Origin of the sequence: Sphingobacterium sp. UBA7855, from assembly GCA_002500745.1 — a bacterium.
Classification (GTDB): Bacteria; Bacteroidota; Bacteroidia; order Sphingobacteriales; family Sphingobacteriaceae; genus Sphingobacterium.
Genome location: DLST01000020.1, coordinates 16,489 through 42,000, shown reverse-complemented (window position 1 = coordinate 42,000; position 25,512 = coordinate 16,489). Strand labels below are relative to the sequence as shown.

At 41.1% G+C, this 25,512-nt stretch carries 30 protein-coding genes; 22 read left to right on the top strand and 8 right to left on the bottom strand.

Annotated elements, in window-relative coordinates:
* Positions 1–8: 8 nt before the first annotated feature.
* The 8 genes from cobA to B2107_RS19515 all read left to right on the top strand — a co-directional run bounded on the left by cobA (position 9) and on the right by B2107_RS19515 (position 6,748).
* On the top strand, positions 9–767 hold the full coding sequence (cobA, locus tag B2107_RS19550) for a uroporphyrinogen-III C-methyltransferase (RefSeq protein ID WP_293957415.1): 759 nt from the start codon (positions 9–11) through the stop codon (positions 765–767).
* A gap of 2 nt (positions 768–769) precedes the next feature.
* Positions 770–1,348, top strand: coding sequence for a precorrin-2 dehydrogenase/sirohydrochlorin ferrochelatase family protein (locus B2107_RS19545; RefSeq protein ID WP_293957414.1), 579 nt, complete (start codon positions 770–772; stop codon positions 1,346–1,348).
* Positions 1,338–2,039 (top strand): phosphoadenylyl-sulfate reductase, encoded by a 702-nt coding sequence (locus tag B2107_RS19540; protein WP_293957413.1) that lies wholly within the window; start codon positions 1,338–1,340, stop codon positions 2,037–2,039. Before B2107_RS19545 ends, B2107_RS19540 begins: the two co-directional genes overlap by 11 nt.
* A gap of 53 nt (positions 2,040–2,092) precedes the next feature.
* A complete protein-coding gene (gene cysD / locus B2107_RS19535) occupies positions 2,093–2,983 on the top strand; it encodes a sulfate adenylyltransferase subunit CysD (RefSeq protein ID WP_293957412.1) in 891 nt (296 codons plus the stop codon).
* Between the two features lie 35 nt (positions 2,984–3,018).
* Complete coding sequence (locus B2107_RS19530) at positions 3,019–4,263, top strand: sulfate adenylyltransferase subunit 1 (RefSeq protein WP_293957411.1); 1,245 nt, start codon at positions 3,019–3,021, stop codon at positions 4,261–4,263.
* A 463-nt stretch (positions 4,264–4,726) separates the two neighbouring features.
* The gene (gene gdhA, locus B2107_RS19525) at positions 4,727–6,058 is read left to right on the top strand and encodes an NADP-specific glutamate dehydrogenase (protein WP_293957410.1); all 1,332 of its coding nucleotides are present in this window, start codon (positions 4,727–4,729) and stop codon (positions 6,056–6,058) included.
* A 101-nt stretch (positions 6,059–6,159) separates the two neighbouring features.
* Positions 6,160–6,405, top strand: a complete 246-nt coding sequence (locus tag B2107_RS19520) for a hypothetical protein (RefSeq protein WP_293957409.1) — start codon at positions 6,160–6,162, stop codon at positions 6,403–6,405.
* A 7-nt stretch (positions 6,406–6,412) separates the two neighbouring features.
* Positions 6,413–6,748 (top strand): hypothetical protein, encoded by a 336-nt coding sequence (locus B2107_RS19515; protein ID WP_293957408.1) that lies wholly within the window; start codon positions 6,413–6,415, stop codon positions 6,746–6,748.
* A gap of 123 nt (positions 6,749–6,871) precedes the next feature.
* On the opposite strand, the gene B2107_RS19510 is transcribed toward B2107_RS19515, so the two are convergent.
* Both B2107_RS19510 and B2107_RS19505 read right to left on the bottom strand, forming a co-directional pair.
* Positions 6,872–9,241, bottom strand: coding sequence for an endonuclease MutS2 (locus B2107_RS19510; RefSeq protein WP_293957407.1), 2,370 nt, complete (start codon positions 9,239–9,241; stop codon positions 6,872–6,874).
* Between the two features lie 22 nt (positions 9,242–9,263).
* Positions 9,264–10,010 carry a DUF4296 domain-containing protein gene (locus tag B2107_RS19505; RefSeq protein ID WP_293957406.1) on the bottom strand — a complete coding sequence of 249 codons (747 nt, stop codon included), beginning with the start codon at positions 10,008–10,010 and terminating at the stop codon, positions 9,264–9,266.
* A gap of 73 nt (positions 10,011–10,083) precedes the next feature.
* Here B2107_RS19505 and B2107_RS19500 point away from each other — a divergent pair, with 73 nt between their 5' ends.
* The 10 genes from B2107_RS19500 to B2107_RS19455 all read left to right on the top strand — a co-directional run bounded on the left by B2107_RS19500 (position 10,084) and on the right by B2107_RS19455 (position 18,023).
* Positions 10,084–10,776: a YggS family pyridoxal phosphate-dependent enzyme gene (locus B2107_RS19500; protein ID WP_293957405.1), complete on the top strand. Its 693-nt coding sequence runs from the start codon at positions 10,084–10,086 to the stop codon at positions 10,774–10,776.
* Positions 10,769–11,221, top strand: a complete 453-nt coding sequence (locus B2107_RS19495) for a GNAT family N-acetyltransferase (RefSeq protein ID WP_293957404.1) — start codon at positions 10,769–10,771, stop codon at positions 11,219–11,221. The genes B2107_RS19500 and B2107_RS19495 overlap by 8 nt, the downstream gene beginning before the upstream one ends.
* Positions 11,222–11,242: 21 nt before the next feature.
* Positions 11,243–12,034: a DUF3298 and DUF4163 domain-containing protein gene (locus tag B2107_RS19490; protein WP_293957403.1), complete on the top strand. Its 792-nt coding sequence runs from the start codon at positions 11,243–11,245 to the stop codon at positions 12,032–12,034.
* A 23-nt stretch (positions 12,035–12,057) separates the two neighbouring features.
* Positions 12,058–13,320, top strand: coding sequence for an aspartate kinase (locus B2107_RS19485; RefSeq protein WP_293957402.1), 1,263 nt, complete (start codon positions 12,058–12,060; stop codon positions 13,318–13,320).
* Positions 13,321–14,508, top strand: a complete 1,188-nt coding sequence (locus tag B2107_RS19480) for a THUMP-like domain-containing protein (protein ID WP_293957401.1) — start codon at positions 13,321–13,323, stop codon at positions 14,506–14,508.
* 46 nt (positions 14,509–14,554) lie between these two features.
* Positions 14,555–15,544 carry an LLM class flavin-dependent oxidoreductase gene (locus B2107_RS19475; protein ID WP_293957400.1) on the top strand — a complete coding sequence of 330 codons (990 nt, stop codon included), beginning with the start codon at positions 14,555–14,557 and terminating at the stop codon, positions 15,542–15,544.
* Between the two features lie 57 nt (positions 15,545–15,601).
* Entirely contained in the window at positions 15,602–16,414 is an 813-nt protein-coding gene (locus B2107_RS19470) for a hypothetical protein (protein ID WP_293957399.1), read from the top strand.
* 11 nt (positions 16,415–16,425) lie between these two features.
* Entirely contained in the window at positions 16,426–17,082 is a 657-nt protein-coding gene (locus B2107_RS19465; protein ID WP_293957398.1) for a DUF1345 domain-containing protein, read from the top strand.
* A 43-nt stretch (positions 17,083–17,125) separates the two neighbouring features.
* Positions 17,126–17,512: a hypothetical protein gene (locus B2107_RS19460; RefSeq protein WP_293957397.1), complete on the top strand. Its 387-nt coding sequence runs from the start codon at positions 17,126–17,128 to the stop codon at positions 17,510–17,512.
* 91 nt (positions 17,513–17,603) lie between these two features.
* The gene (locus tag B2107_RS19455; RefSeq protein ID WP_293957396.1) at positions 17,604–18,023 is read left to right on the top strand and encodes a c-type cytochrome; all 420 of its coding nucleotides are present in this window, start codon (positions 17,604–17,606) and stop codon (positions 18,021–18,023) included.
* 240 nt (positions 18,024–18,263) lie between these two features.
* On the opposite strand, the gene B2107_RS19450 is transcribed toward B2107_RS19455, so the two are convergent.
* The 3 genes from B2107_RS19450 to B2107_RS19440 all read right to left on the bottom strand — a co-directional run bounded on the left by B2107_RS19450 (position 18,264) and on the right by B2107_RS19440 (position 19,785).
* Entirely contained in the window at positions 18,264–18,518 is a 255-nt protein-coding gene (locus B2107_RS19450) for a hypothetical protein (protein ID WP_293957395.1), read from the bottom strand.
* A gap of 216 nt (positions 18,519–18,734) precedes the next feature.
* Positions 18,735–19,193, bottom strand: a complete 459-nt coding sequence (locus tag B2107_RS19445; RefSeq protein ID WP_293957394.1) for a DUF5675 family protein — start codon at positions 19,191–19,193, stop codon at positions 18,735–18,737.
* Positions 19,141–19,785: a DUF6266 family protein gene (locus B2107_RS19440; RefSeq protein WP_293886390.1), complete on the bottom strand. Its 645-nt coding sequence runs from the start codon at positions 19,783–19,785 to the stop codon at positions 19,141–19,143. Before B2107_RS19440 ends, B2107_RS19445 begins: the two co-directional genes overlap by 53 nt.
* A gap of 77 nt (positions 19,786–19,862) precedes the next feature.
* On the opposite strand from B2107_RS19440, the gene B2107_RS19435 reads away from it, so the two are divergent.
* Positions 19,863–20,279, top strand: coding sequence for a hypothetical protein (locus B2107_RS19435; RefSeq protein ID WP_293957393.1), 417 nt, complete (start codon positions 19,863–19,865; stop codon positions 20,277–20,279).
* Here B2107_RS19435 and B2107_RS19430 read toward each other — a convergent pair.
* Both B2107_RS19430 and B2107_RS19425 read right to left on the bottom strand, forming a co-directional pair.
* Positions 20,276–20,584: a helix-turn-helix transcriptional regulator gene (locus B2107_RS19430; protein ID WP_293957392.1), complete on the bottom strand. Its 309-nt coding sequence runs from the start codon at positions 20,582–20,584 to the stop codon at positions 20,276–20,278. The genes B2107_RS19435 and B2107_RS19430 overlap by 4 nt on opposite strands.
* 100 nt (positions 20,585–20,684) lie before the next feature.
* Complete coding sequence (locus B2107_RS19425) at positions 20,685–21,875, bottom strand: hypothetical protein (RefSeq protein WP_293957391.1); 1,191 nt, start codon at positions 21,873–21,875, stop codon at positions 20,685–20,687.
* A 171-nt stretch (positions 21,876–22,046) separates the two neighbouring features.
* Here B2107_RS19425 and B2107_RS19420 point away from each other — a divergent pair, with 171 nt between their 5' ends.
* The 3 genes from B2107_RS19420 to B2107_RS19410 all read left to right on the top strand — a co-directional run bounded on the left by B2107_RS19420 (position 22,047) and on the right by B2107_RS19410 (position 24,241).
* The gene (locus B2107_RS19420) at positions 22,047–22,472 is read left to right on the top strand and encodes a hypothetical protein (RefSeq protein ID WP_293957389.1); all 426 of its coding nucleotides are present in this window, start codon (positions 22,047–22,049) and stop codon (positions 22,470–22,472) included.
* 52 nt (positions 22,473–22,524) lie between these two features.
* Positions 22,525–23,535 (top strand): AraC family transcriptional regulator, encoded by a 1,011-nt coding sequence (locus tag B2107_RS19415; protein WP_293957387.1) that lies wholly within the window; start codon positions 22,525–22,527, stop codon positions 23,533–23,535.
* Between the two features lie 493 nt (positions 23,536–24,028).
* Complete coding sequence (locus B2107_RS19410) at positions 24,029–24,241, top strand: hypothetical protein (RefSeq protein WP_293957385.1); 213 nt, start codon at positions 24,029–24,031, stop codon at positions 24,239–24,241.
* A 49-nt stretch (positions 24,242–24,290) separates the two neighbouring features.
* On the opposite strand, the gene B2107_RS19405 is transcribed toward B2107_RS19410, so the two are convergent.
* A complete protein-coding gene (locus B2107_RS19405; RefSeq protein ID WP_293957383.1) occupies positions 24,291–25,511 on the bottom strand; it encodes a TlpA family protein disulfide reductase in 1,221 nt (406 codons plus the stop codon).
* Position 25,512 lies beyond the last annotated feature (1 nt).

The window sequence follows — 25,512 nt, the reverse complement described above, 5'->3', positions numbered from 1 at the left end:
GAATAGGTATGTCAATAAAAGCAAAAGTAACATTAGTAGGAGCAGGGCCCGGTGATCCAGATCTGATCAGCCTAAAGGGGATCAAAGCAATAGAAAAAGCAGATGTCATTTTATACGATGCCTTGGTGAATGAAGAATTACTGGATTATGCACAGGCTGAATGCATCAAAATATATGTTGGAAAACGAGCAGAACAACTTTCTACATCACAGGATGAAATTAATCGCCTTTTGGTAGATTACGCTTTAAACTATGGCCATGTTGTCCGCCTAAAAGGAGGCGATCCATTTGTTTTTGGCCGTGGTGGAGAAGAAATTGATTACGTACAACAATATGGTATTGAAACGGCAGTTGTGCCGGGTATTTCCTCCGCAATTGGGCTTACCGGACTACAACAACTTCCATTGACTTACCGGGGAATCAGTGAAAGCTTTTGGGTAATAACGGGCTCAAAGTCAGACGGCTCGTTATCATCGGATCTTTATTTGGCCGCGGATTCCAAAGCGACTGTAGTAATTTTGATGGGGTATGGTAAATTGGCTGAAATCGTAGCCATTTACCGCGAAAGGAATCTACATAACCTACCTATCGCACTGATTCAAAACGGCTCGTTACCGAATGAAAAAGTTGTACTTGGCACAATAGACAATATTCTTGATGAATCTGTCGAGAAAAGAGTCGGTGTTCCTGCCATCATCGTAATCGGTGATGTTGTCGCAAAACACCGTTCATTTCAAGAGATTAAAGAAAAAGCATTAGCATTGTAACCATGAACCAACTCTTTCCCATATTCGTTAAACTTAATCAGATCCACACGTTGCTTGTCGGCGGAGGAAAAGTTGCGCTGGAGAAATTTGAGGCTATGGTGTCCAATGACAACGCTTTAAATCTGACCATTGTAGCCAAGGAAATTATCCCCGAATTTGCGGAGTTACTAAAAAAATATCCGCAGATTGATCTATACGTTCGCCCATTTGCATCAGCAGATATTATGGACAAACAGCTCGTCATTGCAGCAACAAATAATATGGAACTCAATGACCAACTCCGAAGTTTAACATCCGAACAGCATATATTGTTTAATGCAGCAGATAAACCTGAATTGTGTGATTTCTATCTCGGATCTATTGTAAAAAAAGGGAACCTGAAGATCGCCATTTCCACAAACGGAAAGTCACCAACGATAGCTAAGCGCTTGAAAGAGTTGCTAAATGACCTGTTACCGGAAGAAATAGACGAAACATTGTCACTCATGAGCGCTTATCGGGATCAGCTCAAAGGGGATTTCGAATTTAAAGTAAAGAAGTTGAACGAACATACAAAAGATATATTAGGTCATGAACGTTAAGGAACTCAAAGAAATTATTGGAGATAAAAAAGGAGTAGAGCTCCTGCAGACCGTGACTTCATTGTTCCCTAAGGAAGTCATTTTCTCAACCTCTTTTGGTATAGAGGATCAGATTATCACGGAATGGATCGGTAAAAATAACCTGGATATTCAACTATTCACATTGGATACTGGCCGACTGTTTAAAGAAACCTATTCGTTGTGGAGCCGTACGCTGGAGCGTTATCCCTTGCAGATTAAAGCATACAGTCCTAATAACTCGTTATTGGAAGATTTTATCAGCAAGAAAGGTCCAAATTCGTTTTATGAATCGGTAGAGAACCGCAAAGAGTGTTGTCGAATCAGAAAAATTGAACCGCTGCAACGTGCCATCAGCGGAAAGAAAGTTTGGATAACAGGTATACGTTCGGATCAGTCTGTCAATAGACACGATATGGACTTTATCGAATATGATGAGGTAAACCAAATTATCAAAATACATCCTTTGTTTGACTGGACTTTTGAAGAGGTAAAAACGTACTGTAAGGAGCATTATATTCCATACAATGTATTACATGACAAAGGTTTTCCAAGTATTGGATGTCAGCCCTGTACCCGTGCGATACAAGAAGGTGAAGATTTCCGTGCCGGCCGATGGTGGTGGGAAGATCAAAGTAAAAAAGAATGTGGTTTGCACGCTGTTAAGTCATAAAATAGCCAAGTAGAAACCCAAATTCATTAAATAAAATTTTATTATCTCAGAGAATGGACTATTTAGATCATTTAGAAGCGGAAGCAATATATATTTTAAGAGAGGTCGCCGGACAATTTGAAAAACCTGCGCTATTATTCTCTGGAGGCAAGGACTCCATTACACTTGTCCACTTGGCAAAAAAAGCATTTAGACCCGGTAAATTTCCTTTTCCATTGGTTCACATTGACACAGGTCACAATTTTCCCGAAACAATTACCTTCAGGGACGCGTTGATTGAAGACATAGGAGAAAAACTTATTGTTGGTTATGTTCAAGACAGCATTGATCAAGGCAAAGTCGTTGAGCAGAAGGGAAAAAATGCAAGTCGGAATGCCTTGCAGACAGTTACCTTACTCGACACAATCTCCAAACATGGTTTTGATGCCTGTATAGGTGGCGCACGCCGGGACGAAGAAAAAGCCCGTGCCAAGGAAAGAATCTTCTCCGTGCGAGATGAATTTGGACAATGGGATCCGAAACGCCAAAGACCTGAGCTCTGGAGCATCTTTAATGGAAAAATAAACAAAGGCGAAAATGTACGCGTGTTTCCCATTTCAAACTGGACCGAATTGGATGTTTGGAATTATATCAAGCGTGAGCAAATAGCCTTGCCGTCTATCTATTTCAGTCATGACCGGGAAGTCATTACGCGCAATGGTCAATTGATGGCTGCCGCCTCATTCTTAAATATCGATGCAGACGATGTCATAGAACGCAAATCCGTACGTTTCAGAACTGTAGGCGACATGACATGTACAGCGGCTGTAGATTCAACGGCTACTGAACTGGACGACATTATCGCTGAGATCAAAGCATCAACCGTGAGTGAACGTGGAGCCCGTATGGATGATAAAGTATCTGAGGCTGCTATGGAAGAGCGCAAAAAACAAGGATACTTTTAACCCTATTTCAAATCGATTACCAGAGATTGACAACAATGAATATATTGAAATTTATTACGGCCGGTTCTGTAGATGATGGTAAAAGTACCCTCATAGGCCGGTTATTATACGATACCAATTCCATTTTGGATGACCAATTGGAAGCTATACAACGTGCCAACCGGAAAAATGACGATGGGACAGTAGACTTGGCCATATTAACGGATGGACTTAAAGCTGAACGTGAACAAGGCATAACAATCGACGTAGCCTATAAGTATTTTCAGACCGAACACCGAAAATATATTATAGCCGACGCTCCAGGACATATCCAATACACCAGAAACATGGTCACTGGCGCTTCCAATTCCGACCTTATAATCATTTTAGTTGATGCACGTAAAGGCGTAATTGAGCAGACAAAACGCCATTCCTTTATTGCTAAATTACTGGCGATGAAGCAAGTACTTGTCTGTGTCAACAAGATGGATATGGTCGATTATAGTGCTTCTGTTTTCGAGCAGATCAAAGCAGATTATTTAACGTTAGCTAATAATCTCGGAATTAAGGATATTGATTTCATACCTGTTTCAGCATTAAAAGGAGACAATATTGTCCATAAGTCCGAAAGAATGCGCTGGTATGCAGGCGAATATTTATTGGATTACCTGGAAAATGTTGAAATTCACGAACAGGAAGCGGCCAGCTGGAGGTTTCCCGTCCAATGGGTTGTGCGGCCACAAACCGATGATTTACATGACTATAGAGGGTATGCAGGCCGCGTACTAGGAGAGGGCCTTAAGGTTGGTGACCAGGTAATTGTTTATCCGGCAGAAACTTTTAGCACAGTTAAAGCCATCGAATTAAACGGACAACAACTTCAGCGGGCTGAAAGTGGACAATCGGTCATTATCCATCTCAGCGATGATGTCGACATTAGCCGTGGTGACACAATTGCCAGCGTGGAAAACCCACCGAAATTCGAACGTAATATCCAGGCAAATTTGTGCTGGTTTGACAACAAACCTTTGGATACGGATCAGATTTATCTTATTCAAAGTCACAGCAAATTAACCAAGGTTAAGATTGTAGACGTGTTATATAAATTTGATATCAATACACAGGAAAAAATACATGATGAGCCAATTAAACTAAATGATATTGGTCGAATAGCCATTAAATCAGCTGAGAATCTAGTATTTGATTTGCAACAGGAAAATGCCGCAAATTCTCAAGCCATTGTTATTGATCCACGCACAAATTTAACAGTCGGGGCATTGATGATCCAAGCTGTCGACTAACAAAGACAATTAATCGTAAATATTCAACCTAAATATTTTTTAAGGAACTCAGACCATGTTTGGGTTCCTTTTGTATTTGCTGCCGTGTTTATTAAAACCAGTGGATTTACAAAATACTATTAAATCGTACCCAAAAGGAGGCTAGCCAAAACTTCTATTTAACATAATATAAATTATAAACAAAACTATACTAGAAAAGAGTATAGGTTTTACACTAAAGCAGAATCATTTTACACTTAAACAGAATCATGTCCGCTTGTTACCAATAAAAATCGAACAAAATACGGCTAATACATTAATGCACACACATTTCGGCAATAAATAATCGGTTTTAAATGATAAATATAAAGTATGAAATTTCATTAAAATAGATTATTATTTGTAAATAATTAACAAATATTGGTTGTTCGTTAAAAAATACATAAATTAGTGCCAGCCAAAGGGAAATTTTACTAATTAAAACATGTCAAAAAATTATAACGACTTTATCTCCATCGTTGAGAAACGAAATCCAAATGAACCAGAATTCTTACAAGCTGTAAAAGAAGTTACCGAGGACCTATTTCCTTATATTACAGAAAACCATCCCGAGTTTTTCGAACAAAAGATTCTCGAAAGACTTACTGAACCAGAGCGTATCATATCTTTCCGGGTAACTTGGTTGGACGATAACCATCAAGTACAGGTAAATCGCGGATACCGTGTTCAAATGAACAGTGCTATTGGTCCTTATAAAGGCGGTCTTCGCTTCGCTCCTTCCGTGAACCAAAGTATCCTTAAATTTCTTGCTTTTGAACAGGTATTTAAAAATAGTTTGACCGGGTTGCCGATTGGCGGCGGCAAAGGCGGCTCCGATTTTGATCCCAAAGGAAAATCGGATAATGAGATCATGCGTTTTTGTCAGAGTTTCATGACCGAGCTTTATCGTCATATTGGCGCTGACACGGATGTTCCTGCCGGAGATATTGGTGTTGGAGGACGTGAAATAGGCTATTTATTCGGTCAATTTAAACGCTTGCAAAATAACTTTACTGGAGTTCTTACCGGTAAAGGTGAGTTTTGGGGCGGTTCTTATATACGTCCAGAGGCGACAGGTTATGGCTTATTGTATTTTGTTGACTGTATTTTCAAACATCAGGGAAAATCATTGAAAGGCAAAGTAGCCACTGTTTCTGGTGCAGGCAACGTAGCATTCTACGCGGTTGAAAAAGCATTACAGCTCGGGGCTAAAGTGATTACAGTATCAAACAGTTTAGGAACATTATATGATCCGGATGGTTTTGATGCCGAAAAAATGGCCTTCGGAGCGACATTAGGAAGAAGTTTAGATCAATACCCATCCAAATACCCGAATGCTCAGTTCTTCCCAGGCCAAAAGCCTTGGCAATTTAAATGCGATATCGCATTACCTTGTGCAACGCAAAATGAATTGGATGAATCAGACGCCAATATGCTTGTAGCAAATGGTTGTATCTGTGTAGCCGAAGGCGCTAATATGCCTTCCACAGCTGAAGCTATTAAAGTATTTCTCGATGCAAAAATCAGTTTCGCCCCAGGTAAGGCAGCGAATGCTGGTGGTGTTGCTGTCAGCGGCTTGGAAATGTCTCAAAACTCCATCCGTACACAATGGTGTACCGAAGAGGTTGACAATCGCTTAAAAACCATTATGGAGAGTATCCACGAAACCTGTTTAAAATATGGTAAGGAAAGTGAATTTGTAAATTACTTAAAAGGTGCCAATATTGGTGGCTTTATCAAGGTAGCAAATGCCATGAAAGCCCAAGGTATCGTCTAGAAAGCCTTTTTCTAATCATATCATAATCCTGAGCGCTCAAATGCATTGCATTTGGGCGTTTTTTTATACTTTTATAGCAAATTTAAAAACAAGAGATTTACATGAGACTAATAGCTGAACTTCCTCATCCTGATTGCAAGATTTCCATTTTTGGGATGAACCAAAAATTCATCATTAAGTTTGAACAAGGCAATTTGGAACAATCCTATAAAATTGCGGAAATGGATATTATTGGTGGTGTAAATGGTGTATTCGATTTGCTTGATGAGGAATTTCTAAAAAGTGTAATCGATCAATTCGCATTGATGCGTCAGTCTTTTAACAGTGCTTACGGCAGATACGAATAATAAATTTATGTTAAACTATCTATATTTTGCTGCATTTTGGGCCTGCCAGATTATCTCCTCCATCCTATTTAAGCTCGGTGGACTACACCCAAAATATAAATGGACAACTTTGATTGTCGGAAATATTATTCTGCTCTCTGCAAGCTGGTTCCTTGTACAGTTATTCAAAAATGTATCTCAGCCCATTGTTATCGCCTTGTGCTCTGGTGGCACTTTCTTGACCGTGCAATTAGCCATGGCACTGTATTTTAAAAGTCCGCTGTCCTGGATGCAGGTACTTGGTATGTTTGTCATTATCTCCGGTATGGTGCTGATAACCTTTGGTGGTAAAGAAACGATGTAACCTCAATTTACAGGACGAAAGCTCCCGTTCGACGCCAGCTAAACGACCACATACATTTAAATAAAAATTTAAATGAAAATTGGAGCTCACAATAACAACCTTTTGAGCTCCAATTCATTTTGTCTACAAATAAGCGTATGTGATACCATCACCACCACGGTCTTGATGTTCGTCCTCAAAACGACTAACATGACTATATTTGCGGAGATAATCACGGATAAATTTGCGTAAAATTCCGTCACCCTTTCCATGGATGATTTTTAGCGATGGATATCCGATCATGACCGCCCTATCCAGCACGCGTTCCAGCTCATGAAGCGCATCCTCCGTTCGCATACCCCTCAGATCAATTTCAGGCTTAAAGTCCGCCACCGAAGCTGCCGATGTTGACCTTGATAAACTTTTTGCAGATTTTTTTCCTTCCCGTCCCTCTAGCTTAATCACATTCTTCCGCTTTTGTACGGTACGCAATTCGCCCATAGCGAGAATAAGATTATTTTTAGCAATTTCTACCACCTGTGCCTCAGCACCATTATCTAAAATTTGAACCCAGTCCCCAACAGTTAATTCGGTGGATTCCTGAACGTTTTCTTTAATGGCTTGCTTTGCCGGCTTCTGTTCTTTAGGCAGTACGGCCTGGAGTGCCTGATCTAAATTATTGCGCAATTCACGGGTCTTTTCTTTATCTGCTTTGACCGATTTAATTTGAGCAACCGTATTCTCAATGAGTTTATTTGAATTCTTTATAATCTGTTGCGCTTCTTCCTTAGCCTTCTTCAGAATGACTTTTTTATTTTCTTCTAGATAGGTTTGCAGTTCCAGGTATTCGGATTTGATGGTCTCCAGTTCTTTCTCCCGCTTAATTATCGCAACTTTGGTGTCAAACACCTCTTTCTTCTCTCTTTCGAGATCAATCAAAAGGTTGTCAACTTTCTTTTGCTCCACACCAATTTTGCTTTTCGCAGACGCTAATATTTCCTTACCTAAGCCAATTTTTTGAGCAATTTCAAAGGCATACGAACTCCCCGGTTTACCGATCTGAAGAATATACATTGGCTTCATTTCTCGATTATCAAATAACATCGAAGCATTCTCTAAACCGGGCGAATTGCTCGCAAATACTTTCAGATTACTATAGTGTGTTGTCACTACTCCTCTAATCTGCTTTTTATTGAGCGATTCTAACACAGCTTCAGCGATAGGCCCACCAAACAAAGGATCGGTACCGGTTCCAAACTCATCGATTAAAACCAAGGTACGCCCATTGGCAAATTCCGTAAAATATTTCATCTTAGAGAGATGCGCACTATAGGTACTTAAATCACTCTCTATCGATTGATCATCACCTATATCTGCAAATATTTGCTTAAAAACACCGACCTTCGTCGTTGGGTCTGCGGGAATTAATAGCCCAGATTGCACCATGATCTGCAGTAGGCCTACCGTCTTCATGCAGACAGATTTACCCCCTGCATTTGGCCCCGAAACAACAATAACACGCTGAATATTGTCAATTTGTATATTCAGCGGCACAACAGTATGATGTTGATTTAATAATAAAAGTGGATGTCTTCCATTGACCAAATTAATCTCCACTTCTTTAGACAATTCGGGCATCTCAGCCTCAATGTCCAAAGCAAAAAGTGCCTTTGCACGTACAAAATCTACTTTTGTCAGTAATCCATGATAAGAAAGCAACAACGGGAGGTGCGGACGAACTTTATCCGTCAGTTCCACTAGGATACGAATAACCTCTCGTCGACGTTCAAATTCTAAATCCCTAATTTTATTGTTGAGCTGAAAGACTTCTTCAGGCTCTATATAAGCCGTTTGACCCGTAGCAGATTCATCATGAATCAAACCTTTAAGCTTTCGTTTATTCTCTGCTAAGACGGGAATACAAAGCCTTCCATCGCGTATGGTAAGATTACCATCGGCGGTCCATCCACTATCCTGCGCACTTTTAAAGATGCTGTTAATGCGCTTTAAAGCTTCTTGCTCAGCCTTTTGAATCTGTTGAGTAATCTCCAACAGCAGTCGCGAAGCATTATTTTTGAGCTTTCCGCGCTCATCGATCACCATTTCGATATCACGAATGATGCCCTTCTCTATCGGTAAATGTTCAAAGAGAATCTCAAGATTGGGATAAAGCCCCTCACGTTCGTTAAAATAACGGATGATAGCGTAGACAGTCTTTAATGAAAGTAATACTTTAAAGAATTCCTCTTCAAGCAAAAAAGCTCCCTCTACCCGAGCTTTTTCAATAATGGACCGAAGTGGAAAAAAATTCTCAACAGGAAATGCACTGTCGTTCACCAAAAGGTCTTTAAACTCACTGGTCTGTCTTAAAAATCGATCAATCTGATCAAAACGGGTCTGTGGTTGAATTTTATCCACCAAATCCCTACCCGATTCGCTTAAGCATTTTTGTCTTATTTTATCTTTTATCTCGGAGAATCCGAGCTTATCTATTGCATTTAATGGATATACCATAGAAATCATATTCGTTGAATAATTAAAGTTTCACCGGAGGCTTCATTTGCCTCGGCGGGCTGAGAACTGGTCCGCTTTCCAGTTCTGCTTTTGGTAACTTCCGAAGTGGAACCTCCTTCGGTGTTATTACAGTATCCTTACCCGGGCTGCTCCCTACACCCGAAGACGCATCAACTGGTAAAGCTGGGATACCTACAGATAATTGATTCATAAGATAACCATCTACACTGATACCGGTTTTCATTTGGAAATAGCGATTAAAAGATGAAGCGGCTTCTCTAAAACTCAATTTTGTTGTATTTGGCGTATAATGAATAAGTGCGGCAATTCTTTCCTGATAAGCTTGTTGCGCACGCATAACCCGATTGGTACTATCCTGAATACGTACATTAACAATCGAGTCTCTGCTACGGATAGAATCTTGCTTTTTCCTATCGATGTCTGCATAAAACTTATTTTCTTTCGTTAGATTTTCTTCCACTTTTTTATAAATAGCAGACATGACTTCTGCATCCTTTCCATAATAGTCTAAATTCTTTTTAAAAGAAACGGAATCCAAACCATATTTATCGAAGGTAACTTGGTACAGAGGCAACATGACTTTGCGCGCACTGTCAATGGGTAAAATATTGAGGTATGAATCTGTCAATTGAATTTCGGTCAGTGCATCCACAAACTTACTTTCGGAGATAATATCTTTGTCCCCTGTACGTACACAGGCACCAAATAAAAAAATGACTGCAAGTAGATTCAGTATTAATCGTAGCATTTCGTAGTTTTGTACAAATTTACAAAAAGCACCGACATTTGGCACTTTTTACATCATCAAAACTATATCGGAAATGAGTATTGCTAGTAATTTAGAAGCGTTAAGATTGGAGACTGAAGCTGTCGGCGTACAACTTGTGGCTGTATCGAAGACAAAATCCAACTCAGATATCATGGAAGCCTATGAGGCAGGTCAACGTATTTTTGGCGAAAACCACGTTCAAGAGTTAGTTGAGAAAGCGGAGCTTTTACCCAAAGATATTCAATGGCATATGATTGGCCACCTTCAAACGAATAAGGTCAAATATATTGCTCCTTTCATCAGTCTAATTGCATCTGTTGATTCGCTCAAATTACTGAAGGAAATAAATAAACATGCCCAAAAATCAAAACGCACCATAGACTGTCTTTTACAAGTTTATATTGCTGAGGAAGACACCAAATTTGGTTTTGACCATGCTGAACTTATCGAACTGCTCCGCGACGATGAATTTCTCGAATTGAAGAACATCCGTATTTGCGGTTTGATGGGAATAGCCTCAAATACAGATAACCAGAAAGTAATAAAAGCTGAATTCTATGAGCTTAAAATGTTGTTTGATGGGATCAAAGCAAGTTTTTACAGAAAAGATGAACATTTCAGCATTCTTTCCATGGGCATGTCCTCCGACTATAAATTGGCTATAGAAGAAGGTTCAACAATGGTGCGTATAGGAAGTACAATCTTTGGAAAACGAGTAATCAAACACTTTAAAAACAATGACTAAACCAATTATAAGACAAGCTGTTAAAACTGACTGCCCACGGATGCTCGAATTGATTAATGAACTGGCAATTTTCGAAAAAGCACCCGATGAGGTTACGGTCTCACTTTCGGAATTTGAAGACGCAGGATTTGGAAAATCACCTGTTTGGGGGGCATTTGTCGCAGAAGTAGCAGACGAAATTGTCGGCATTTCATTATATTATACCAGATATTCAACCTGGAAAGGCCGAAGGCTCTATTTGGAAGATCTGATCGTGACAGAAAATATGCGTGGATCAGGAATTGGAAAACTACTGTTTGATAAAACGCTGGCCTACGGCAAACAGTGCGGTTATCATGGCATGGTATGGCAAGTCTTGGACTGGAATGAACCGGCCATTAAGTTTTATGAAAAATATAAAGCGGACTTTGATGCGGGATGGCTCAATGTATCAATTACTTATTAAATAACAGATATTATCATTTTAATGCGGTTTCAGTTTTCCTTAAAAATATTGGTTATCAGCTATCTGTTTTATGCTTGCAATGGACAAAGTGTACCTGCCAATGTTGTTCAACATACAGATACACTCTCCTATAGTAGAAAAAGCATAGACGAGCATAGCAATTATTTTCTTAAGGAAGAAAATCGACTAGACACGACCTATTTTCGCGCAAAATACCCTGTTTTTGATGAAGATAAGATCAATGATCTGATTACCAATATTGTTCATCTCGAAGGCGATACCAGTATGCAGGAGGCTGCCCATCGTTTTATCAACGCTTACAATGAATATGTGGACGATAATAACGGTAAGTCTACAGCAACCTGGAACCGGGAGCTACAGGTGGATGTGATCGCCAATACGCCAGTTTTTCTGGGAATAAGGGCCCAACAGGAAGAGTACACGGGCGGTGCGCATGGTGACCACTTTACCCTTTATGCAAACTTCGATAGGCAGTCAAACAAACAGATTGTAATTGACGACATTATTCAAACACAGCATAAAGATAAGTTTATCAAAATCGCTGAGCAATATTTCCGCACACAAGAAGGGCTAAGTAGCGATGATCTATTAAATGGAACGTATTTTTTTGAAGATGGTAAGTTTTCGCTCGCAGATAATTTCACGATCGAAAAAGACGACATCCTATTTCATTACAATGTGTATGAAATCAAATCCTATGCTGAAGGGATTACTGAATTGCGCATTCCCTACGCTACTTTCAGACATTTGATTTCAGAAAAAGGATTACAGTATATTCATAGTATTAATTAGCAATCAACTAAACTAATAAATAAATGCAGGTTTTTAAATTTGGAGGTGCATCCGTCAAGGATGCTGAAAGCGTCAGAAACTCAGCACGGATTATCTCGAAATACAAAGGCGACGCCTTGCTCGTTGTCATATCCGCTATGGGAAAGATGACTAACCTTCTCGAAAGATTGACCAAAGAATATGTTAATAACACGGGAAACCAACTTCAGACGCTGGATGAGGCCAAACAATTTCACTTTCGTATCCTTCAAGAATTATTTCCTGAAGGTGAACACCCTATATTTGATGAAGTTGCAAACTGTTTTGTCGAGATCGAGTGGATTTTAGAGGAGGAGCCTCAAGATTCATACGACTATCTGTTCGATCAAATTGTATCGATGGGCGAACTTATTTCCACCAAGATTGTGGCAGCTTATGTCGCCTTTATTGGTGAAAAGGTACGATGGATTGATGCGCGGGATTATATATTTACGGACAACACCTATCGTGAGGGTGTCGTCGATTGGAACAAAACGGAAGAAAAAATTCGCACAGATCTTCCAGCTATTCTCGACGAATACATTGTCATCACACAAGGATTTTTGGGTTCTACTTCTGAAAATTTCACAACTACCTTAGGCCGTGAAGGGTCTGACTATTCTGCAGCGATATTTGCATCCTGTTTAAATGCCGAAAACGTAACGATCTGGAAAGATGTACCGGGTGTACTCAATGCCGATCCCAAATGGTTTGAAAAGACTGAACTCATTCCTGAATTGTCTTATACCGATGCGATAGAGCTTACCTATTATGGTGCAACGGTCATCCATCCGAAAACCATCAAGCCCTTACAGAATAAGAAAATTGCACTGAATGTACGCTCTTTTGTCGATCCAGACTCGCCAGGAACAATGATCAGGAGTACGAATCAGACTTTACCTGTTCCGTCCTTCATCTTTAAGGTGAACCAAATTTTCATTTCGATCTCGCCAAGGGATTTCTCCTTTATCGTGGAAGATAATTTAAGAGACATTTTCAATCTATTCCATGAGCACCGTATCAAAATAAATATGATGCATAATACAGCCATCAATTTTACCGTTTCGGTAGACGATACAGGAAAAAATGTGGTAGACTTAATTAACGAGCTCGAGCAGCGCTTCAAAGTCAAATATGAATCTGGACTTGAACTGATTACTATTCGCTATTACAACCAGGAGACCATTGATCGAGTTCTGGTCGATAAGGAAGTGATAAGCGAACTAAAAGACACCTATACTTGCCAGCTTCTTGTAAAGAAAATATAAATGAATACACTGATCCTTCAAGAGGAGATTCAGCAGTTTCTGGATAGAAACGCAGAGCAGTCTCCTGCTAAAATCGCACTTAAAAAATCTCCTTTTGAAGGAATATCGCCGTCCGAGCTTGCTACTCAACTGGACGGGAAACAACGAGCAAGTACAAAAATCCCCCTGTGGGCCAATACGCCGGGAATCTATTTTCCCCCCAAGCTTAACTTGGAGCAATGTTCTTCAGAGAAAACAGCATTATTTAAAAGTACACTGATAAATAAGGGAACGCACTTAGTCGATGTCACCAGTGGTTTCGGTGTAGACAGCTTTTACTTCTCAAGGCAGGCGGCGCAGGTTACTGCCTGTGAATTAAATCCTGAATTGGCAGCCGTCTCAAAACATAATGCGGCTATATTAAAGGCCGACAACCTTCACGTCATTGCCGCTAACGGTGTGGATTACATTCTCGATGACGCAAACAGACGATTCGACTACATCTATTTAGATCCCTCTCGAAGAGTTCAAAACAAAAAGGTCTTTTTATTAGATGAATGTGAACCTAATTTAGTTCAATTACAAGATGATTTTTTTCAGCACAGCACTACCATTATCAGCAAACTTGCACCACTACTGGATATATCCTCTGCTGTGCAACAACTGCGACATGTGAAAGATGTATATGTCATATCGGTTCAAAATGATTGTAAAGAGCTTGTTTTCGTACAAGAAAAAGATTATGAAGGTGATGCAACCGTTCATGCTGTCAGATTATTTCAAGGACAGCAACAAGTTATCTCCTTTACCTATGAAAGTGAGCGCGCCGTTGTTAATGCATACAGTGAACCCCTGTCCTATCTGTATGAGCCAGATGTTGCACTTTCCAAAGCTGGTGCCTTTAAAATTGTTGGCCAAATTTTCAATGTTAAAAAATTACATAAAAATACACATCTCTACACTTCCGATCAGAAAATCGAAAATTTTCCCGGTAAAACATTCCTGATAAAGCAGGTGGAATCCTTTACCGATTTCAAGAAAAATAAGAAACCCTTACAATCGGGAATCATTGCCAAAAATTTCCCCCTCAAAACAGAGGAGATCAAAAAGAAATTTAAAATTAAGGATGCGGGAGACTCGTTTGTATTTTTTACAACAACCCAAAATGATCAATTTAGTGTCATACATACACAACGAATGCTAGAATAGACATTTTCATTACAATTGTCGAAAATCTTCTCCTTAAATTTAATGCATGGATAAAATAGAGTTATCAGCATTGGATTTGGCTCCCATAAAAAAAGGAGAAAATACAGCTAGCGCATTGGCCCGTACGGTCAAAATTGCCCAACATATAGAACAACTGGATTTTAAAAGGATTTGGGTTGCAGAGCATCACAACATGGAATATATCGCCAGTTCTGCGACATCCCTTTTGATACAACATATTGCATCAAACACAAACCGTATTCGTGTAGGATCTGGCGGAATAATGTTGCCCAATCATGCGCCTTTGGTTATTGCAGAGCAGTTTGGAACTTTAGAAACCTTATTTCCGGGACGTATTGACCTCGGCTTAGGACGTGCTCCAGGTACAGACCAGTTAACGGCAATGGCTTTACGCAGAAACAACCTAAATACCGCTTTTCAATTTCCTCAAGAGGTGAAAGATCTGCAACGTTACTTTAGCGCAGACAATTTTGATGCAAAAGTACGTGCCTTTCCGGGTGAAGGTTTGGAGATACCCCTGTACATTTTGGGATCAAGTACCGACAGTGCCTATCTGGCGGCAAGCTTAGGGCTTCCTTACGCTTTTGCGACACATTTTGCACCTGCGCAATTTGCTTCGGCGAGTATGATCTATCACCAAAATTTCATCCCATCTGACGTGCTGGAAAAACCTTATTTTATGTCGTGCGTCAATGTTATCGCCGCAGATAGCAACGAAGAAGCAGAGTTTTTAGCAACCAGTTTCTTCAACCTCTTTGCTGGTATCGTAACAAATACAAGAAGACCATTATCAGAACCCACTCCGGAGGTAATTTACAAAGGAATACCGGCAATCGAGCAAGCTGTTAAAAGTATGGCTTCATGTGCTTTCATTGGTGACAAAACCAATATACGTCCACAAATCGAGAAATTTGTAAAAGACCATAAAGTAGATGAAATTATCGCTACTTCCTATATTTTCGACGATGAAAAATGCCTCAAGTCATTTTCACTGTTAAAAGAAGCACTTGCTTAAAAAATCGCTCGATTTATATACGGTGAATTTTATATATTTAAACTAAATTCACCGTATATGAATATCTATAATGCCTTAGCACTTCTAATGGGATTGTTTTCCCTCCAAGCATGCACGAATCCCACTTCTCAACAGGTCGGTGGAAAAACCGACACAGACAAGGCCACTGACACATTGTCCCAAGTCGTTGCGGACAGCAGTACAGTTAATCAATCCTTAATAGCAGATCCAAAGAAGGGACAGATTTTGCTTGTGCGTAGCTACCGAGTTTGGGAAAAGGAAGATCCTACAGCTGTTTTAAATAAGGATTGGTACGACCTTTATGAAGAAAATGGCAAATATTACCTGGAAAAAGTTGATTATGAGATAAAAGACGGTTATGATGAGTGTGCTGGCGTTCCAATTCGAAGCATTGAATCACGCAGAAACTCATTGCTATTCCTAAAGTTGGAAGGACTCCAAGCCGGTGCATTAGAAAATTTAAAAGTTACCCATTCCGAAATATGGCCTCAGGAATCGGTAGAATATGCGTTTAAAAATCAAAAAGTTACCCTGCGGGGATTGGGAACAATTAAATCCACCGAGGTGCAGACCGATGACAAAGGTCACGAGAAATTATTCCATGAGGTGACCAATTACAAACTAAGCTACATTTCAAACAAAGAAAACAAAGAAAAGACCCTATTTCATATCGATCAATTTGATGATGTATTTATGTCCACACTTTTTGTTGGGGATATCGACCGGGATGGTGTTCTGGATTTTATCTTTTCTAATCCGAGTCACTATGAGGAGCAAGCAATGCTGCTATTCTTGTCCAATCACGGCAATGCACTGACTTTTGAAGCTGATGCACAATTTGATTGTTAAAGCTGGTTAACATGGCTAGAATCAACGTCTACTTACATCAAATGAAATCCATTGATCGCGCATTGCTTTCAGTGGGCATGTTTTTACTGATCTACTTTATTTCTCCAATCCAATCCCTTCCACTGTTAAACCTGCTGCTATGCTGGCTGGGGTTTTGTATATCTTATACCGCCATATCCTGGTTTACATTTTATACCATGTCGGTTGAGACAATGGCAAAGAAAGCTCAAAAAGAAGATGGAAGCCGGCTTTTTGTCTCCTTATTCATCATTTTGGTCACCATAGGTTGCTTTGTTTCTGTCCTGATGATCATTATATCCAGCAAGGACAAACAGCTGAAGGATGCGTATATTATCGTCATTTGCATCCTAGCCATGATGGCTTCATGGATATTAGTTCATACCATCTATACATTTCATTATGCACGTCTATATTACGAAAATAGGTCCGACGGTGGTGGCTTAGAGTTTCCTGGCGACGAGAAGCCTGATTATCTGGATTTTGCATACTTTTCATTCGTTATGGGATGCACATTTCAAGTATCCGACGTGGGGATATCTTCAAAAAAGATACGCCGGGTAGCACTTTTTCACGGTCTCCTCTCCTTTGCTTTAAATACATTTGTTGTTGCATTAACAATAAATATCATTTCTGGATTAATCAATTGAGTTTTCGATCAAAAAGTCTTATTTTAGAGCAAAAATTACACACATGAAGTTTTTCAACGTCTTACTCGCGCTTTGTATCCTCATTATTTTAGTAGCTTCGTGTGCCAAAAATCAAGATTCAGGTAACGCTACTGCAGCAGCAGCGGGCAGTTTTATTGGGCGTATCCAATACCAAGATAATTCATTGGAAGTAGATCGGGATAATCGGCTTATTCGCGTTTTAAAAGAAAGCAACGATACCTACAAAGTTGAGTTCTTCACGGGTATCCCAAATATTACTTCGCTTAGATTGAATCAAGAAAACGATACGACTTGGGTATCAGCTGACACGACAGGATTAAAGAATGTCAAAATTGAAGGAAAACGATTAACAATTAATTATCAAGCTAATAGCCAAAGTTGGGTCGTTGAAAATGCAGTCCGTAACTAATAATCAATCTAAATTGTCATATTAACTTCATTTTCTGTTTGAAAATTATTGCTTTCTCCCTATATTTAGTCAAGCATAAAGGAAAAGAGAAATGAAACAATTCAATAAATTAGGTGCGATTGCATCCGTGTTGGCTATTGCGCTTGCGTTGAGTGCATTTAGTTTCCAACAGGACAAACCAAAGGAAGAGCCCAAACCAACCAATTTAAAAGTTCTCCCAAAAAATATTTCCCATGACGAATTGATTTCCACCATGAAGGAATTTAACGTTGCCTTGGGCGTAAAATGTGGTTTCTGTCATGCACCATCAAAAGAAGATCCTAAGAAATTGGACTTTGCCAGTGATGAGAACCACAAAAAGGATATTGGGCGGGCGATGATCAAGATGACCCAAAAAATCAATAAAAAGTATTTTAACCGCAGTTGGGATAATGCTCCAGCCAAAGCAATTTCCTGTAAAACCTGTCATGGCGGGAAGGAAGAACCCGAGATGGTCTTAGCGAAAAACTAATCAAACCACATATTCATGTAACACCATAATACCGCGTATTATGGTGTTTTCTTTTGTTTTGGAACTTCGTTAATTACCACTCACCTTTTCTGCTTGTTGCGCCATTTGCCCAGCAGCCTACTCGTGGCAAAACTAACCAAAGTACCCAGTGCCGCTGTCAGGGCTGTTTGCAACACATCCCCCAGGGAAATGCTGGCCCAGATGGAACAGAGGGTACCGCCTATGGCCGAGATGCGGATATTATTCACTTTCATCATCCACGCTCCTTTCAGCCATAGTTTTGGCCGTATCGTTTGCCGCATGCACATCAGCTTCCGATGGCGGTTTTCCGTCACTTACCTCCGGTTGGGGTTTAGCTTCATCCAATACCTTTTCTACGATCCCCAATCCCAGGGCCAGGTATTTCAATACGTTGCCAACCTTTCCCGGAAGTTTAACAGGAGCCGCCAGCACCAGCTGCAGCACCTGTCCTATTTTGTTAAAGATTTTTTTCATACTTTTTGCATTTTCAGTATCCCTACCACCAATACACCTTTCGTTAAGCTAAGGAGATCATGGAATTGAAAGCCTTGCGTTCCGAATGCCTATCGCTGACGCGAGATGACGATAGCATAAATCATTGTCCGAGCATAGCGAGTTTGATTTATGCCGTCAGCTTGCTAAGAAGAAGGCACAAAGGAATGCAGCAACTAATTCCAGATCTCCAAAGCCTTAGCGAATACTCAAATACACTTCATCCCCCATATCCCACAGGCTATACACCAGCGCTTTGAGCTTTCCTAATGCCTTGCCGCTGTGATCCCCAGTACCTTCGCCCGTTAACGTCGTTACCGGCGCAATGCAGCCCTGCAATTCACGGAGTGCATTGTTGGCCGCATGGATCAGTATTGCTTCGCGGCCGAGCACCATTGGGATGCCAATCTGCTCGCCATGTTTGGGGTAGCGCCGTTTCTCCAACTTATATCGACCAATTGGAATACAGCTAATCCTAGGTGTATTATTTCTATCAGGCAGCTCGATGGTATGGCATATCTCTTCGCCTTGATAGCTGATGGTACCATTGGTTCCCCGTGCTCCATACTTTCGTAGGAGCAGCAGGGTGTGTTTAACAGCCATATTAGCTAATGGATAATTTACCCAGGTAAACACTCGGAGAAGTCTTGATACCATCCTGATGACCGGTAAATACCCAGCCTTCCAGCGTGTCACCGGAGTAGCTAGTAGGTAGCTTGAAACTCATACTTGCTTCTTCGCGAGTCGCAGACTCCAGGATACTAAAGAAATTCTTGCTGCTGTTGTACATGAGCAGAATAACAGAATCGCCGGCGAACGCGTTAAGTTTGTTGAACTGCGGCTCCCATGTCAACATGATCTCCTGCGGAAAAGCTTCTGACCATTCTGCACCCATCAGCGTTGCCAATGAGCCCTTGGAAATAACGATCTTTGCATAATCTATTTCGAATGCAGGGTAAGTACCTGTTACGCCACCATAATTCAGGAGATATTGTAGCGCCTTGTTGTACCCTGTTGCTTTACTCTGCAATTTATCCGAATAGCCCAGGTTGAGTAGATCCTTGATCGGCGAAAGAAAAGCTACCGCGGTTGCAAATCTTGCCCGCTGTGCGATCTGTCCTTCACTCGCTTTTTTGCTTGTAATCTTGGAGAGTGAGCGGACATAATCCACACCTCGCCAACTGCTTCCTATTACACTTCCTACTTTCCCAGAGTAGGCTCCGTGTATACCTTTTAAAAATCTTGCCATGATTATACATGTTTAAATAATAAATAATTACGACTGTCATGAGCAGTCTTTGTTTTGCTAGCAAGAGCTAAATTAGCATGACTTTTTTCAGTAGAAGGATAAATGCAGGGATTGATATTACACGGGTGGAAATGCTGTCATTGCCTGTCAACTTTAACAGATCGGCAGCCCCCTCGGTAGTCCGTTGGGCCGTTAAGCGATCGTATTCGGGACGTATTCGGAAAAGATTGCAGACAGCTTCGACACAGCTTCGGCTGCTGTTCGGGTATTGTTCGGGTGCTGTTCGACTGGGAGTCGAAGCCGACTCGAAGCGTTGTCGAAGCCCACCCGAAGGAGCGTCGAAGATGTGCCCCAGCTGTGTCGAAGCAAAGTCGAAGGATAGCCAGACCGTCGCCGAACAGCTGCCGAAGCGTAGCGATGTGAAGAAATTTGCGTTCGCTTGTTCACACGAAATAACAAAGGAGCCTTTTGGCTCCTTTGTTACAACGCGCTAAATTCGCCCCTTACGCCTGCTCTCTTCCAGTTGCTGGTGTAAATCCGACAAGTAATAATAGTGCCGCTTGCCCAGTTTCCTCGGCCTGAGCTTTCCTTCGCGGACCAGCCGGTAATACTTCGATTCAGAGATACCCAATTTGTCGAGCACATCAGCGATATCAAGCATATGATCCAGTTCGGAAGGTATCTCCGCTGTTTCCGTAGATACTTTATTCATTTCTTCCGTTATATGCGTCAATATCGCTTTTAATAAGGAGGTTATGACCTCTAAAAGGTCACAAATGCGATTCATTAAATTTAACATAACCAAGCAATTAAACATGCTGGTTGCCGAAACGAGTCACTTTGCACAATTAGCACTGTGCAGCGGCTCCATCACCACAGCGTTACAAAATACGTGCGTTTTACGCCAGATTAAATTCCTCTTCCAATTTCTTTTCATCTAGCGTATCTATTATTCCCCAAAAATTATTGATGTTGTTGCGTAGCTCACGCGAGGGCGTGACCATTATTTTGAGTTTATCCTCCGGCAACAATCGATGTAGTTTCTCCTTGATCTCAGCGGTAAGTTGCAACATGGTGGGCCGATTTACGGGCACGCGAAAATAGAGCATATTGACATACACTCTCGCCCGTATTTTGACCAACCAAGGATTTGCACGCAGTGCTTTGGCGGTCACCTCTATCCGACATAACGTTCCGTCATGCAGATAAACATCTGCCGTACGCTGTTGTTTATAGATGATCACCGCATTCAGGCATTTTATCGTGGTACTGTCTGTCTGTTCTTTATCCTCCCATTTACGCAAAAGGTAGACCATCAGTGCTAGCCGATCCCGATCGCGCTGCCACAGACGGAACAAGGTAGCCTGGGATTCTGATTTTGTCACCAGTGGGAGATCCATCGCTGTGGTGTGGACATTGTTTCCGGATAGCTGCCTTGGGCTCTTCACCAGTTGGTCGGTCACATGTTTAACAGAATCTCTATTTTCACCAGTTTCGGATCCACCTGCTACTAGCAGTGGCGCCGGATCTTGATCGAACTGCTGCCTGGCCGCAGAAGGGATCTGGATCGGCGTCTGAACAAAGGATTGCCAATCGAGCAATACCCATTTTGGAAAGCGATTTACCAACAGTATATAGGCGGTCACTATGGGAAAGAAAAACCAAAAATCAGTGGTCAGATACCATCTTGATAGCAAGATCAATCCTGGCCTGTGCGGTAACAATACTTCCAGTACGACGCCGTGGATAGCTAGGACAACACCGGATGCGCAGAGCAGATAGATCATAAAATTTAGCTTGGTATTGCTACTGAACCGCTGCCTAACCACCAAGGCTGCATGTATGTAGCTGATCAGTATAGCGTAGACCAGCAACAGCAACACTGTACCGATCCATACCGCCATAAAGCGCTTACTCTGGATACGGACGAGCATCTCGCTGCCAGCAGAACCCAGATTGATGATCAAAGCGAGGATAAAGCACAAGAAAAAATGAAGTGGATAATAGCCTATTTGGCTCCATCGGGCAATACTAGTTTTTATTAAATACGGAAATAATCTTCTACTTTTATTTAAATTCTCCGATCGCATAAGGAATACAAATTGGTCTGGTGATTGATTCAAAATAAAACACTTACCTCAAATTTACAAAATTTCTTTAAAATAATACTAATTTCCCGGAGAAACATTCCGTCAAAATATACCAAATCCTGTCATATCTAACTAAAGAATTTGTTTTCTAGGGTTTTAGCTGATTTATTTGTGGTTTTACGTAACAGCAAAAATATGAAAAGAACATTTGACCAAGCAGGTGTCAACGACCTGCAGCTAAAAGTATTGACCCTTCCTTACGCCGAGCGCCTTCCTATCATCAACTCCGTCATGAGCGATTTTGTCGGCTTTATGCACGCCTATTTTGAGCTACGCGTCAGCCAGATCCAATATCTAAATACTATGTCGCTTGCACTCAAAACCGAACTTAGCATCGGGATTGCCGACAGCTGGAACAACGGCTTAGCCGTTGACTTCCAAAAGAACAGCAGCTCGGTCGATGAAGAAAAAGACACACCAAAGGACATCATCCTTTCACGATACAATTCATCCAGTGACCTACCTGTTGCGAACCGATTGTTGCCGACAGGTTATTTTTCTATCCGCATTGTTTATCGGCATACTGCAGGCAGCTAATCCCACGTTTCTCCGAAACAGACGTGGCCTATTCCCCAAAAATACTAGCGCTATGCGGACCGCATCATTCAGGTTGATAGAAGAAGATATGGATTTTGTGAGCAAGAGTACGCTCACAAAATCTTTTCAACAGCAGTTGCCGGGTAGCCGGACCCGACTGCTATACCATCCACAAATTTGTTTGTTTGAGGAGTATCTGCAGACCGGCAATTTGGAGAGCTATTGCTATCAGTTCGAAGTGCATAGCCCAACAACAATCCGTTTTGAAATATGCAGTCCGCAGACCCATCTGCTCTACCATCTCGCAGGGCGTGCTCCGATCCATTACCGCCAGCCACAGGTCAAAGACACCTTTATTTTCCGCCCGCGGCATGGTGCGTTTCTCTATGCCCCCGAAACGGAAATTACATTAAAATTTGAAACCGGAACCTATCACATTCAAGGTTTTACACTACCTTTGAATCTGCTTCATATCGGCGGGATTCCTGGCTTTGAGTATCTATCTAGCGTGATCGCAGCACATAAAGGCAGGCTTGCACAGTACCGAGTGAGCCTTGACTTTGTCGCTATGGAGCAGACCCGACAGTTATTTGCCGAGCTCACGAGTGAACTCAGCAATAAGCCGTTGATACCCAAAAGTATTATACTTCACAAAATTCAGGATCTGCTCCTTCTGAGCAAAAATAAGCTACTCAAAGCGCAGGGTCTCCTGAGCCACCAAGACTATTTGGCTCTACAGGCCCGAGCGCTGATCAGCAAGCGGATTGCAGAAACGGAAGAGCGAATTTTAATCGGAGATATTGCTGCTGCGCTGCACGTTGCAAATGATCAACTCAACAAATACCATATGCAGCGCTATGGCGAGACGCTGTTGCATTTTCGCAACCAAGTATTGGCCGACAAGGCAAAGCATCTACTGGAGCGAAAAATGCCTGTAAAGCTCGTTTCGGACTTTTGTGGCTTTGGTCAGATTTCTAGTTTTACTCGATTTTTCAAAAATGAGACCGGATTATCTCCGACAGCCTATCAACAGCTGACCTTTAATTCCAAAAAGCGGAGGTAGGTTTAGATTCACGGATTTTGTCAAATCCTGATGCGCTTTATGTCAAATTATGAGCACCGGCGGTCTCTATCTTTGGACTATGAACCATATACCCATAGGACTGGGTGAATTTATAAACATAGAAGTATGATCAAGCAAAAGCGTATACAGCGTACACAACGAGTCAGGGAAAATTCGCTAAATGAACAACCATTCGCCGCGGATATGAGCGCCCCACGTCGGCAATGGCCTTCGCAACTGGTGCAGCGAAAATATTCTGGCTTGGCGAAGATGAAACTTTTGCTTTCAGTGACCTGCTGCTGTGCTGGTCCTGTACGTGACAGGCACGGCCGCAGGTTTACCACATTCCCGTGTGGCGGTACGATACAGCATTTACCTGAAAAGGGCTGGCCTCATGCGGCGTTTCGGTCAGCCCGGCAGAATCTGTGAAACCGGATACATCTTGGATGTAGCTGATTAATAAACAAGATTTGACTAATTAAAATTTTGCACTATGGCACTATTTCAATTAAATGATCCAAGTAACCCTGGTAGTCCAGACAGTTATTCAGCAGGATCACCTGGTTGTTCGGGCAATAATCAAATCTGTACTATCGACGCTCCTAATGTTGGAGGAAAACCAAATATTACAGAAGATTTGAGAAATGAAATGCTCGAAGCTTTAAACACCAGGACGAATACATCGCATGTGACATTAAAGTCGTAGACATGCCATTTTAATTATAGGGTGCATAAAAATATGCACCCTAATTTGTTTAATCTACCAATACAAAAACCTCTGTTGCTCTCTTTTCCTTCACGAGATCATAACCTGCGTCACGCAGTAACGATCTTAGTTCATCAAAAGACTGATGAGATTTCGCCTGAATTTTGTTATCCAATGTACTTTCATCCAAAATAACAGGATATGCACTATTGAGGTCTGCCATAAATATAAAATCCCTTTTGGACTGGCCGATATCCGGCATATTTTTACTTTCGCCCTTACCATCAATAATAACCCAACAATCAACCATTCTTTTTTCTATCGATGTCTTTACATCTAACCTATTGTCGAGATCATGAATAATACTTCGCATTCGGTTATCTTTTGATTTCCGCTCTGTAAATTCAAATTCGTACGAGATCGCATTTTTTAATAACCAATCTTCCTCGTAGCCATCCCGATCGGAGGCATAACTATATTTTTCCGGATGGGTTGATTCTATTATGATCCGATCAGCTTTCATATATGGCAAACGCTTAGTTTTTCCATAAGCATGCATATAGGCCGAAAGTATCGGCACATTGATCATATACTCCCGTATACTGCTCGAATCAGACGAAATATCCGTACCAAACTTGGTATCTGCATCTGGAATATAACCAGTCAGAGCAGCGTACGATCTTAGGGGGTAACGATGATTCTTCAGTGATTTCGAATAATCAAAGGTTTTAAAATCATTTTTCTGAGGCACATCAAGTCTTCCCTCTTTAAGCATAGTATTTACCATCTTTTCATCCAGATATTCCACATGAGTAATTCCTTTCACTAGACCATCAAGAATCCATACGACATGTGAAACGGTCTGATGCGGAAAAAGCGTCTTTAGATTCTTATCTTCAACGATAAATTTCAAATCTGTGGCAGCTATTATAGCATTTAACGTTCTCATTTTAGCTATCCGGCTGCGATCCTCATAGGTCACAGGATAAATCTGAATATCCTTTCCAAATTTTTTGGCAACCTGAGACAGCCTGGGCAGCGCGGCTATACAACTCGAACATGACGAATTCATAAAGTCAAGAATGACAAGGCGCGCAGCCTGTTGTGAAAATTTCCCTAACGGAACACCATCTTCAAGAGTGCCCATATCCACATTGGGCATTTTCATTCCAGTAGTCAATGTATCTACCTGAGAGGTGCTACAATAAGCAGTATGTATTGTATGCAATAACAAAGCTATAACACACATATTTTTAATCAATTTTTTCATT